At 58.2% G+C, this 12,679-nt stretch carries 9 protein-coding genes and 1 pseudogene; 4 read left to right on the top strand and 6 right to left on the bottom strand.

Features of this window, described 5'->3' with window-relative positions; translation table 11 throughout:
• Together RSSM_RS33845 and RSSM_RS35200 are read left to right on the top strand one after the other, a co-directional pair.
• A pseudogene (locus tag RSSM_RS33845) lies at nucleotides 1-593 on the top strand (hypothetical protein); the annotation flags it as partial.
• Between the two features lie 141 nt (nucleotides 594-734).
• Nucleotides 735-857, top strand: coding sequence for a hypothetical protein (locus tag RSSM_RS35200; RefSeq protein ID WP_008682657.1), 123 nt, complete (start codon nucleotides 735-737; stop codon nucleotides 855-857).
• 56 nt (nucleotides 858-913) lie between these two features.
• Here the strand turns inward: RSSM_RS35200 and RSSM_RS19610 are convergent, their stop codons facing one another.
• From RSSM_RS19610 to RSSM_RS19590, 5 genes are all read right to left on the bottom strand, one after another.
• On the bottom strand, nucleotides 914-2,761 hold the full coding sequence (locus RSSM_RS19610; RefSeq protein ID WP_008682655.1) for a potassium/proton antiporter: 1,848 nt from the start codon (nucleotides 2,759-2,761) through the stop codon (nucleotides 914-916).
• A gap of 527 nt (nucleotides 2,762-3,288) precedes the next feature.
• Nucleotides 3,289-3,840 carry an LPS assembly lipoprotein LptE gene (gene lptE, locus RSSM_RS19605; protein ID WP_081613844.1) on the bottom strand — a complete coding sequence of 184 codons (552 nt, stop codon included), beginning with the start codon at nucleotides 3,838-3,840 and terminating at the stop codon, nucleotides 3,289-3,291.
• A gap of 5 nt (nucleotides 3,841-3,845) precedes the next feature.
• Nucleotides 3,846-5,111 carry a tetratricopeptide repeat protein gene (locus tag RSSM_RS19600; protein ID WP_144059964.1) on the bottom strand — a complete coding sequence of 422 codons (1,266 nt, stop codon included), beginning with the start codon at nucleotides 5,109-5,111 and terminating at the stop codon, nucleotides 3,846-3,848.
• Between the two features lie 56 nt (nucleotides 5,112-5,167).
• The gene (gene recO / locus RSSM_RS19595) at nucleotides 5,168-6,067 is read right to left on the bottom strand and encodes a DNA repair protein RecO (RefSeq protein ID WP_008682647.1); all 900 of its coding nucleotides are present in this window, start codon (nucleotides 6,065-6,067) and stop codon (nucleotides 5,168-5,170) included.
• A complete protein-coding gene (locus tag RSSM_RS19590) occupies nucleotides 6,064-6,414 on the bottom strand; it encodes a tetratricopeptide repeat protein (RefSeq protein ID WP_008682645.1) in 351 nt (116 codons plus the stop codon). The genes recO and RSSM_RS19590 overlap by 4 nt, the downstream gene beginning before the upstream one ends.
• A gap of 321 nt (nucleotides 6,415-6,735) precedes the next feature.
• On the opposite strand from RSSM_RS19590, the gene RSSM_RS19585 reads away from it, so the two are divergent.
• Together RSSM_RS19585 and RSSM_RS19580 are read left to right on the top strand one after the other, a co-directional pair.
• Nucleotides 6,736-9,792: a COG1361 family protein gene (locus RSSM_RS19585; RefSeq protein WP_008682644.1), complete on the top strand. Its 3,057-nt coding sequence runs from the start codon at nucleotides 6,736-6,738 to the stop codon at nucleotides 9,790-9,792.
• Between the two features lie 265 nt (nucleotides 9,793-10,057).
• Nucleotides 10,058-11,647, top strand: coding sequence for a family 16 glycoside hydrolase (locus RSSM_RS19580; RefSeq protein WP_236621248.1), 1,590 nt, complete (start codon nucleotides 10,058-10,060; stop codon nucleotides 11,645-11,647).
• 1 nt (nucleotide 11,648) lies between these two features.
• Here RSSM_RS19580 and RSSM_RS19575 read toward each other — a convergent pair whose 3' ends face one another.
• Complete coding sequence (locus RSSM_RS19575; protein ID WP_008682637.1) at nucleotides 11,649-12,659, bottom strand: transglutaminase-like domain-containing protein; 1,011 nt, start codon at nucleotides 12,657-12,659, stop codon at nucleotides 11,649-11,651.
• Nucleotides 12,660-12,679 lie beyond the last annotated feature (20 nt).

The raw sequence follows: 12,679 nt of genomic DNA, 5'->3' as shown, positions 1-12,679 counted from the left end.
TGCAGGCGAAACTCAACGAACAGGAAGATGCGATCAATCGCCATCGTGCCGAAATCCAGCGTCTCAATTCGTTCCGTCCCGAGTTTGAAAAACTCAAGGAAACGGTCGCTCAAAAGTCCAACGCGTTGGCAAAAGCCGAGTCCGAATTGCAGGCTCGTCGTGCTCAGGAAGCTCAACTGCAGAGCGAACTGGAGAAACGCGAAGAACGGATCACCGTTTACTCTGTCGAGCACGAACACGTTCGCCAACAGATCGCCGAACAAACCAAGGTGATCGCCAGCCTGCGTCGCGAACTCCAGGAAACCAACGCACAACTCGAAAACGCAAAGCAGTTTCAACCGCAAGCCGTCGCGATGCGTCAGAAAGCCGAATCGCTGCAAGTGGTCGAAAGCGACCTTCGCAAACAACTGCAAAGCGTCTCTGCGGAACTCGACGCGAGCCTCGATGCAAACGCGTCGATGCAAGAACGCATTCGCCACATCGAATCGCAACTGCACGAGAACGCAGTCGCAATGCGAGACCTGCGTCGCAAACGTGCAAACGTACCCGCCTTGGGAACGGCCGCGAACGAATCACAACGCAAAGCGGCCTAGTTGGCTCCACGTTTCGACTCCGGCCTCCTCCGTCGCGAGAGACCGCAGTCGCACGACAAAAGCCGTTGGCTTTGTCGATATCGTTTAGTCGTCAATGCCAACGCTATTCCGGGTAGTGGATCTTGTTAAAGATCCTGCTGCGTGAGGATCTTTAACAAGATCCACTACCACCTGCCTGAAAACCAAACTGCGTCGGAATACGAGAGCGTTTGGAAGAATGATGTAACCGATGTCGCCAGCCTTTCCGGGGCTGGATTCTGGTGATCTTGCTACCGGATCGGACGCGTCAGGGTTTAAGAAAAGCTCTAAACAACCGCATCTCAAGCATTATCACCGCTGTGGGGAATCTCACCGCTCTCGGCAACGTCAGTAGGTTCGCTCACCGGAGACGCGGGAATCGTTTCTGCCACTTTCAACTCGGTAGGATTGGTGGCCTCTGGCGTCGTTTCCTCTTGAGGTAATAACGTCATGCCGACGTTTTCGATCGAACCATCTTCGGTGAGCTCACGGATGTGAAACGCGAGTTGCTCGTTGCGGACGGTCGCACCCTCTTTCAGTTCATCGGTCGACAGTTGTTCTCGCATCCAGTTGCTCAGCGAAGCGTTGGGATTGCCCCCGAGCGTCAATCCGTAGCACTGTTCCAGATCGCGAATCATGATGGAACCACGCAGCGGAAACTCCATTTGCACCGGTAGCGACGCGGGTGAGCAATCGTCGCACGCAAAGACACGATCCACCATCGCCCGGATCTTTGGACGCAATACCACGATGATGTGATCGCCATGTTGAATGCGGGTGCGTCCTTGCGGCAGGATGGTTTGCTCATCACGAACGATCAACGCAATGACGACACCTTCGGGAAGGGCCAGATTGCGAATCAAGCTACCTTCCGCCCGACATCCCTTGTCCACGTAATACTCGACGATGTCCCCTTCGACGTTTCGCAGTGAGGAGATCTCAAGCGTGACCGGTGGCGGTCGACGGCTGACAATGTCTAGTTTCAGGTACTTCGCGACCGACGGCAACGTCCAACCTTGAACCAACGCCGACACCAACACGACGAAGAACACGGTGTCGAACATCACCGCCGCGCCGGGCAATCCGGCGAGCATGGGGAATGTTGCGAGAGTAATCGGAACCGCCCCTTTCAACCCGACCCAAGATAGGAACGTCAACTCTTGGCGAGAAAACCGAAACGGCGCGGCGCAGATGAAAACCGCGAGCGGCCTCGCGATGAAGATCAACACCAACGCAATCATCAGTGCGGGCATTGCGACCGCGATCAACCGGCTCGGAAACGACAAAATACCCAACGCGGTAAACATCAGGATTTGGCACATCCACGCCAATGCGTCATGGAACAACAAAATCCCGCGATGAAACACCGGGCGGCGATTTCCGATCACGATTCCCGCCAGGTACACCGCCAGGAATCCGCTGCCACCGAACGCGGCAGCGAACCCGAACGCAAACATGCCGAGTCCCGTCGCCATGACCGGATACAGCCCGGCCGCTTTCAACCGGATGTGTTGGAGCATCCATGATCCGGCCCATCCAACCCACAGGCCGACCAACGTTCCCACCACGATTTGGTTGAGAAACAGCGTCAGCAGCCCCACGCCGAACGGAACTTCGCCGGTAAGCACCTGGATCAGACCGATCGTCAGGAAAATCGCCATCGGATCGTTCGAGCCGCTCTCGACCTCGAGCGTGTTCGCCAGACGCGGGCGGATCTGAACACCACCGCCGCGCAGGACCGAGAACACCACTGACGCGTCGGTCGACCCAACAATGCTGCCCAGCAGCAAGCCTTGCCAAACAGTCAGCCCCAGGATCCAAGACGCCGCCAGGCCGGTCGTTACGGCGGTAATAAAAACGCCGAGCGTCGCCAGAACGCTGGCCGGTTTCCATGCTGAGCGAATCGATTGATAGGGTGTGCGGACGCCTCCGTCAAAAAGGATCAGGCATAGTGCAACGGTTCCGATGCCGTACGCGACGGAGTAGTCTTCAAACTCGATCCCGCCGATTCCCTCGGACCCCGCGAGCATGCCGACGACGAGGAAGATGAAAAGAACCGGCACTCCCATCCGTGATGAGAATTGGTTCGACGCGATCCCCAGTAAAAGCAGAATTCCCGTGATCAGAATCAGAGTTTCAATGCTCAACATCGCAGAATCATTTCAAACACAATTACCGATCACAGACCACGGATCTCAAAGCCTACACACCCGGGATGTCTTTGTTCAATGACGCGACATTTGGATACCCGCCGCAGTTTGGCGGTAACGCAAAACAAAAGTTTGCGTGAGAAAACCCTTTGCGTGAACCTCACGAGATAGCGACTCTCATGCTATCGAGAGTCGGTTCGCAAATCTCGGGTTGCAACGCAGTCGCATCGCCAAGGGGCATACGAACGCCATGGTACGGTAGCGAGCTGGCAAGAAATGACGCGAGGATCTGCGGTGATTAGCGGATGATTTCCGTTAACGCTCGACAGTGGCGTCCATGGCATCGTGTGTTTGCTACATCGAGTGACCGAACGCTTTCGCCAACGCCCAAACGCTCTGCTAGAGCATTTTGATATGTGACGTGTCCAAACCACGTAGCTGGAATCGAGAGGTTTCAGACGATCGACGATCGACGATCGACGACCGGCGACATCCGCTAAATCATTTTCGATGCGTCTCGCAGGCGATTACCAGCGGGTTTCCATCTGGCTGACGATTCGACCGGCGAGGTCTTCGATGGCTTGCTGCATCGCCATGTCCACGCTTTGCCCGGCCTCAGGAACAAATCGTTCATCCTGGCTAAAAAGGATCGTCAGGTCATCTGTCGGGACGATGGAATTGTTCAGCAGCAAACGTCCCGCTCGATCGGTCCATGACGCACGGACTTGGACCGCGGCATCAAGAGCGCGTGGATAGTCGGCGTCGGTTTCGGTGAGCACGCGTTTCGTTTCTCCGATCACTTCGCAGCGTAGCGTCGTGTCGGCGAAAGGATCCGCGGTGACTTTGTACGGTGTCCGCAATTCGATCTCACGGATCAACGCTTCGGTCAATTGGAGTCCGAGGTCGTGTCGAAACGATGCGTCACGCACAATGGGAACATGCACGGTTTGAATCCCGGACGGAAACAAAGCCGCGTTGCCGAATTGATAGGGTGCACACCCGTTTGTAACGACAAACAGGAGCACCGCAATGAATGCAACGCTCCCGGTTCGTAGTCTCACCCATTGGGGCAAATTCATTTCGATCACCGCAGCATTGTCTCGCGGTCTTCCCCGGAGGGCGACTCGAATTTGGTAACCAACGGCGGCGACCGGTCCGAGTCCGGGAAAACGGCCTTCAGCCAACTGAGTCGTTGTTTCGGAACCGGCGGCAGGCCCGATGTTTTCTCGAGACGAGCACGAGCTTTGTCCGCGATCGGCGTGCTCGGGTACTCATCGAGAATCTTTTGATAGTATTCCGATGCGGCGCGATTCTCGCCCTTCTTTTCGCGGTACTGAGCCCGTGCATACAGGTGTTCGGACCGGCGATAGGCGACTTCCGCGGACGCCCTCGCGATCATGTCGGCGGTCTCTTGGTCACGCATCTTGTCGGGAAAACGTTGGCGAGTTTGGTTGACGAGTTTTTCAGCTTCTTCGAGCATCAACCCGCTGTACTGAGGCCCGGCGTAAATCTCGAGTTTGGCGCGGATCCCCAAAAGGTGAGCCACGAAAAAGTGTTCGCTGTCGGGAAACGTCTCGCGAAGGTCCGTCAGGAATTCGTCGGCCATTTCATATTTGCCTTGGCGAATGTACTCCGCCGCCGCAGCCATGGTTGCGTCATCGGCCAAACGTCCCGTGGGGTCGTCGTAACGGATTTGGTCGAGCACGCGAACGGCGTGTCCGTCAACATCGAGACGTGGCCGGGTGGGATCGAAAAGGTTCAGCGACCACCAACTGTTTGGTTTCGCTTTCTCGGTGTCGATCCAGTACTGCGAGATTTCGAATAGCCGTGCCGCCACCCGGTCGTTGTGCCGGTTGCGTGGGTAGTCTTTCTGCAGCTTCGCGTAGACGTCGCTCGCCGCCATCAGTTTGTCGGCGAAGAACAGACTCTCAGCCTGCATGAACATGGCGTCTTGCGACAATGCCGATCCTGGTTCGGCGTCTGCGGCCCGGCCGAACAGTTTCGCCGCTTTCGCGAATTGGCTCTTTTCGTCACCCTCGGTTTCGCCATCGCGAGCGACGGTGCGGATATCGTGGGCGGCGTTTCGAAAGATCGTGTCGGCTTCTTGGTACAGCTCTCGTGCTCGAGCCGCGTCGGTTTGCTCACGACCGGTGAGGAAACGGGTCACGCTGTCGGCCGTCTTCTGTGTCGACTGCCACAGGGTTTCTTCCTCTTGCGCGGCGGCGTTGCCGATCGCAGTCAGCGAGATCAGGCCGGTTAGCAACACGGTCAAAGAGCGTCCGCAGCCAAAGCACGCGAAGCCGCGAGAGAGTGTCTCGTTAGGTGTTGGGCAGGTGTTCGGGTCAGGCATCGATGTTCCATCATCCTTGTCGAGTCGCCGGCACAAGGAGGAATTCCGGTGATGATCTACCGCCGGCGAATCGTTCCGGGTAGGAACGGTTGCATCCGGAGAGATCGACCCAGCAAACTCTGCATGTACCGACTGATTAAACCACGCAGTTCGGGATACGAAGTTTCACTCACCCATGGCAACAGCGAAGTCAACGGAAAATTGCTTTCCCGTTCGGTGTCTTCCTTGGGCGGGCCACCGGTATCCTCATCGGCAGCCTCGGTCGGTTTCTGTAGCAATCCGTCGAGTGATTGGAGAGTCGCGTGGGTGATCAAGACCAACGAAGATTGGCGTGCCCGGCAGGCCTCGCATACGACCCCGCCGCCGTCGAGCGAAAACGCGATTTTGCGACCGCGGGGCAGTTTCGTTTTCGCCGCCGCGTTCTGCTCGCCGCTTTGGGGAAGCAAATCGAGTTTCACGCCACATGCGGAACAGGCCCTCGTCGCCGGCGCGTGACCGAGCAAACGGAGGCACTGGCAATCGTAGGCCAACAGAATTTCAGCAACCGGGCCTTCGCCATCGATCTGGCCCAGCGTCGCAAGGGTCAGGTCGAACAACTCCTCGTGACGTTCCGAATCGTCGAGCCACCAACGCAGCGTTTCGGCCACGTAATAGCCCGCGTAGGTTCGCGACAAGGATCGATCACCGCCACGAAACCGCCGACGCAGTTTCGATTCGGTCAACAAATCGAGCGTGTCGCCCGCCTTGGCGATCAACGTCACGCGGCAAACCGACAGCAAATCCAGCGAGCCTTCGAACGGCCCCTTGAGGCGTCGAGCACCTTTGGCCAATGCTGAAATTCGCCCCAAGTCCCGAGTCAACAGAGTGACCACCAGGCTCGTTTCGCTGAATTCCACCAGACGCAGGACAATCGCGGTGGTGGAATGGTGATTGGAATTCGTGTTGGTGTTTTTCAAAGATCGTCGTCTTCGTCCGCATCGCTTCCTTCGCCCAGGCTGCCGAGCGACGCGAGCAATTCGCTCATCTCCGCCGCCGCGTGCGAGTTTCCTTGCCGGCGAGCCTCTTCGATTCCGTCTCGCAGCATGCCCCGGGCTTCATCGACTCGGCCCAACTCGACGAGTTGCTGTCCCGCCATGAAGAACGCCGGCACATACGGCTCTTTGTCACGCGTCAACTCGCCGAGTTTTTCCAAACTCTGCTCAGAATTCCCCTCGCTACGGAACTCCATCGCCAGGGAATACCGCAGAAACGTATCGGTGGGATCGTCCACTAGCATCGCTTCAATTTTTTCGCGTCGTGACATTGTGTTTTGGCAAAGTGGGTATTTAGGCAAAAACGAATCGTGATCGGGCAGAAAAGAGCGGCCTCAACGGGTATTGAGGACCGCCGCAGCGGGAAACGCAGACCAGATTCGAACGGCAATTTCAGACGTTATCGGCGACTTTCACTGCCCTCACAACCGGGAATCTCGTTCAATTCCGCAAGGTCAGAAAGATTGATTCAAAAAGCACGACTGTTCGAACCGATATCACGATGGAACTACCCTTTCGTGCCTCGAGGCGAGAATCTAATGAACCGCAACGCCCTTTTTTCCTTCTTGAGCCCGCCAAGGCGAACTCGCGGTATGGCCGCACTCCTCGCCGCCGCGGTCGTGTCCAGCTCTGTCGGTTTGGGACCCGCGAATGTCGCGACCGCCCAAACGTTCGAAGAATCACCACAAATCAAACAGGTGGTCGGCAAAGAACTCAGCTCGAAGCGCCGATACGGTAGCTCCAATTACTCGAACGCCGGCGGCCTGCTCGGCAGCCTGTTCGGTGGATCATCGAACAGCAGCAGTTCGAAAAGTAGCGAGCCGTACCGCCGTGCGACGCCTACACCGACCGAACGCGACGTGGACTGGAGTGGTATCCCCTATCACACCCCGAACGGCGAGCACACCGCATCGAAATCGGCGGCGCCGATCCGCGACCCCGGTACCGCCAGCCGTCAACTCGCGCAGCCTTCGCGTAGTTCGTCCACCAGTGGCACCCGCTCGGCAATTCCGACACCACCGCCTATCGCCCAAACCACACCTCGTCGGTTGAGCACCCCTTCGCCGGAGCCAGCCGCAACGAGCAGCCGTCGCCCGGCTCCGTTGTCGGTCTCCAGCAGCAGCCGGCGTCCGGTCAGTCTCGATTCGACCGCGTCGCAGCCGACTCGCATCGAGTCCAAAGAACCTGCGTTGGTCAAGAAGAGCACGCCGCGCGTGATCAAGAATTCCGACACCACCGATTCGGTCGAGTTGGTTCCACGCGTCAGCCGCAAAGTGGTCAAGAGCACCGCGCCTGCCAAAACCACGCCTGCGAAGACCGAACCGCCGAAGGCAGTTGCGGAGCCTACCAAGGTAGCCGCCGTGCCAACTAAGAAAGCGGTCGTCAAGAGCGAGCAACCTTCGTCACGCCGCGTTGCTACCGAAGTGACGTCCAAACCAGAACCGGCCAAGACCGAAACGCCTCGTATCGCGGCCGCACCGGTCCGGAAGCCGGCGCCGAAACCAGCTCCTGCACCGGAGAAACCAGCACCGGCACCAGCACCGCGTCAAGTAGCGACCGCACCTGCACCAGCACCCGCTCCTGCGAAGCCTGAAACGAACGTGTCCTCGATCACGCTCGGCGCCGCACGCCAAGCAGAGATCGCGTCGACGAACACACCGTCAACGACTCGTCCGGCACCTGCTCCGCAGCCGACTGCTGTCAACAACCAAGCCGTGTCGAGCCGCCAACAGGCACCTGCCGACGCCGGAACCGTTGCCGCCAATTCGGCCGGCTCCAAACCAGCCAACCAGTTCAACCGGATGACCACGTTCGGAAACAATCAGGACGGCGGACGTTCGGCTGGCTCGCTGGCCGGAGTCGGGAACTCCGACGTTGCCCTGCACCCGATCAGCGATCGATTGCCGATCGAAAACCAGCATGCGACGCCTGATCCGATGAAGGCACAGCACGATTCGCAGTTCACGTCGCACGAAGACGCGTTTGCTCCACGCAGCCGAACCGCGGCTGGTCCAACGGCACCGAATTATCACACCGCCGGTTACGGACAGGGCACTGGCTACGGACAAACGCCTGTTTACGGACAATCCACTGGCTACGGGCAACAAGCCCCGTCGTCGCCCGCCGCCACTCAGCATCCCAACGCGATGCGTGACCAGCACGGCACCGCAGCGGCTGCGATTGCGACTCCGAAAACACCAGCGATCAACGTTGCTGCTAATTCGAACATGACCGCGACGGAACTCCCGGTCATCCGTATCCTCACCGCCGGCCCACGCCGCGTGATGATTCGCCAAACGCACCCGTACGAGATCCGCGTTGAAAACCGTGGATCGGTCGATGCCGAAGGCCTCGTCGTTCGTGCTCACATTCCTGACTGGGGCGACGTCGTTGGACATCAGGTCACTCGCGGCGACGTGCAGTCGGCAACCGAAGAACAAGTCCGCAATCTGAACTGGCGGATCGAGAAACTCGGTGCCGGTGAGAGCGAAACCATGTACGTTCGCTTGAAGGCCGCACGTCCTGGGACTCACGACCTCGACGTGGACTGGACCCTGGCACCTCAGAAGAAGATCGTTCAGGTTATCGTTCAAGAACCGCAACTCGCGTTGACCATCGATGGACCGGATGAAGTCATCTACGGCCAGTCGAAGACTTACCAAATCCGCGTTCTCAACCCGGGTGATGGCATTGCACCGGAAGTCGTCTTTACCCTGAGCCCTGAATCGAGTTCGCCACAGAGCCAACGCATCGGTGATATCCCTGCCGGCAAAGAAGCTCAGTTCGAAGTGGAACTGACCGCACAGGACCTCGGCGAATTGAAGATTCACGGACTCGCCGTTGGCGACCTCGACCTGCGTGCCGAAGCCGGTAAGAACGTTCGCGTTCTGGCCGCTGACCTGGAAGCGATCTTGAGCGGCCCCGAGGTGAAATACCAAGGCTCCAACGCAACGTACCAACTCGAGTTGACCAACCACGGCACAACCGCGAGCGAAGACGTCATCGCCAACTTGCAACTCCCAATGGGCGTTGTTTACCAAGGCGGCATGGAAGGTGCCACGATGATCGACAACCAACTGCGTTGGAAGATCGCGTCGCTGACTCCAGGTGCCGTCCGCAAGTATCAGTTCCAGTGCCGCATGGAATCGACCGGAACGCACCAATTCGCGTTCGACTGCAAAGGCAGCGCCGCCGGACAGACTAACGTCAGCTTGGACACCAACGTCGAGGCGATTGCTGACCTTGTCTTGTCGGTCGTCGACCCGTCGGCTCCGGCACCGATTGGTGAAGACGTTTCGTACCAAATTGTGATCCGCAACCGCGGCAGCAAACCGGCCCACAACGTCCAAGCAGTCGCACAGTTCAGCCACGGCATCGAGCCGAAGCAAATCAGTGGACACGTCGGCAAAGTCATCACCGGTCAGGTGTTGATCGATCCGATCCCTCGCATCGATGCCGGTGAAGAGGTCAAGATGACCATTGTTGCTCAAGCCGAGACCGGCGGGCACCATCGCTTCCGCACGGAAGTCCGCAGTGGCGACACCGTCTTGGTCGCCGAAGAAGCGACGCATTACCTGGCACCGAAGAACGACCGGATCACCCGTCGCAGCGGCCCAGGTGGCAACGAATTCTCGCTGCCGCTTCGCTAGGCCAGACCGCCGTTGCACCATCGACCAAGGCGAGACGTTGTGACCGCCTTGGCCGATGAGTGAAGTCAAAACGAGATCGCATCAAGCGACTTGTTCCGCACACCGAAGATTCGGGTGACGGAACAAGTCGCTTTTTTCGTGTGGCGGTTTTCTGGTAGATTAGACGCCCCTCTGTTCACCCCGGCATTCGCTCGCCATCGTGGCAACACGAACCGCGATCGTGCCGGCCCGCCTCTTGGAATGACCTCTCGTACCTACCGAAACCATGAATACAGCTTTGATGCGTCCCCCTTTGTACACCCGGCTCGTGACCTCCTGTCTGCCCCTGTTTTTGGCGTTCTGCGTCGCCGCGATTTTCGGCACCCCTGCGGCGTCGGCAGCCGATTCTCACACAGCGGCTCCATTGAAAGTTCTTCTGATCGACGGTCAGAACAACCACAAATGGAAAGAGACCACCCCCATGATTGTCGAAACGCTCGAGTCAGGTGGGTTCGCGGACGTGACGATCGCAACGACACCGGGGAAACGTGGCGACATGTCGACTTTCTCGCCGAACTTTGCCGACTACGACGTGGTCGTCTCAAACTACAACGGCGAACTGTGGAGCAAAGAAACACAGCAGGCGTTCGAGACTTACATGAAGGACGGAGGTGGGTTCGTCAGTGTTCACGCTGCCGACAATTCGTTCCCGGCTTGGGAAGCATACAACCGCATGATCGGCATCGGCGGATGGGGAGGCCGTAACGAGAAGGACGGCCCCTATGTCCGTTGGAAAGAAGACCTCCAACGATTCACTCGCGACACGTCCAAAGGATCCGGCGGCACCCATGGTCGTCGCGTTCCTTTCGAAATCGTTGTTCGCAATCCAGACCACCCGATCACAAGGGGACTGCCTCGGTCGTTCATGCAAGTTGCCGATGAGCTGTACGGTCGTCTTCGCGGCCCTGCCGAAAACATGGACGTCCTCGCGACCGCCTACAGCGACCCGTCCACCCGCGGTACCGGTGAACATGAGCCGATCTTGATGACGATTCAATTCGGCAAAGGGCGTGTCTTCCACAGCACTCTCGGGCACGACGTCAATGCTATGAAAGGCCTGGCCTTCCAAACGACTCTGCGTCGCGGAACCGCGTGGGCCGCTACCGGTACGGTTGACCTGCCTGCGATCGACAACAAAGTGTTGACGTCCACCGAAGCCGCCGCGGGGGAACCGGCCAACGCAGCAGACGTGGAACAACAGCCATCTGACACGGACAAAGCGGCCGCCCTGAACCAGCCGCCGAACATTGACGGCGACGGCTGGCAATCGATCTTCAACGGGGAATCCCTTGAGGGCTGGACTCAAAAGAATGGCACCGCCTCCTACCGAGTCGAAGACGGAATCATCATCGGCAAGACCGCAGTCGGCAGCCCCAACTCGTTTTTGTGCTCCGACGAAAGCTACGAAAACTTCGAGTTGACGTTTGAAGTCAACGTCGACGAAGGGCTCAACAGTGGTGTGCAGATCCGTTCAAAAACTCGTGACGAAGGTGGACGCGTCTATGGTCCCCAGGTCGAGATCGAATCCGCTCCGGGCGAGTCGGGCTATATCTATGGCGAAGCGACCGGTCGTGGTTGGATCACGAAAGAACAACCGATCAAAGATGCCTATCAGAACGGAAAGTTCAATCGGTATCGCGTCAGGGCGATCGGAGATCGAATCCAAACGTGGGTTAACGACACGAAGGTCGCTGACATTGTCGACCCCGAATCCTCAGGCAGCGGGTTCATCGGCCTGCAAGTTCACGGCATTGGAAAGAACAAGGGGCCGTACGAAGTCCGGTGGCGCGACATCCGCGTCCGTCCGATCCAGTAGATCAGGATTGCAGCTCTCGGACGAAGTCAATCTTGGGTGATCCTTTTCCGCGGCGATCGCATCGGAAGTACTCGCTGACATAGCGAACGATCTTCCGATGTTCGGGTACCTTGAACCGATCGCCTTTTTGCAACACCGGGCGGTCTTCTTGCATCTCGCCGAACTGCTCGGTCCCTGCGGCTTGGCAGGGATACCAGTGCCCTGACTCGTTCCCGCCACCGTCGCGTTCGAGGTAGAACTCCGGATAGCAATGCCCTGGGATCCAAACCATTCTCGCCGGAATTTTTGCGTTGCGACAAAGGGCCACGAATAAACTAGTCATGTCTTCGCAGTCACCTTTGCCGTCTTTCAATGCGTCAGAGGCGTTGCGAATCGGCCCTTCGGTATAGGTCACCTTCTCTCGCACCCGGTCGTAGATTCGGCGAACGGTTTGCCACGCGGATTCCCCTTCTTCCCTCTCGGACTCGAGTTGCCGAGAGAGGCTTCTTATTTCTCGGTTGGTGTTATCGATCATCGGGCTGCTGCCCATGTAGGATCGCATGTCGCGTGGCACGCGAGTGGGAATCACGAGTGAATCAGTTTCGGTAGGCGCGATGATGTTTCGTTTTTCAATGCGGTAGTTCAGCAGCACGTTCGCCGAACTGTTCGCGGTCATTCGTGCGATCCCAATGACCACCTGCCGGGCACCGCCGGGCAGGTCACGGACTTGCATTTGAGTGATTTGCCCCGACACATCTCGCGTGCCGAGGGTAACGCTCTGTTCTGGCCATTCCATCGGCACCGGAAACGTCACCAATCCACTCGTGAACGTCACCGGGGTTTGGAGCTTCATGCCGAACTGCCAGTCGAACTCCTTCGCGGAAGTGTAGGTGGGAGCAGAAGCCGGGGTGTCGTTCGCCGAGTCGTACTCGCTGGCTCCCGACGTTGGTTCGTCCGCGCGCAGCATCGACACGGCGAGAGAACTACCTGACAAAGCGAGCCAGTGACGGCGAGACAGCGGTGTCGAGACCATGGAATATGCTCCTAGCAAAA

Source organism: Aporhodopirellula sallentina SM41 (assembly GCF_000346505.1).
In the GTDB taxonomy this organism is placed as follows: domain Bacteria; phylum Planctomycetota; class Planctomycetia; order Pirellulales; family Pirellulaceae; genus Rhodopirellula; species Rhodopirellula sallentina.
Note: the sequence above shows the minus strand (reverse complement) of the source record. Positions and strands in the feature narration are given on the sequence as shown.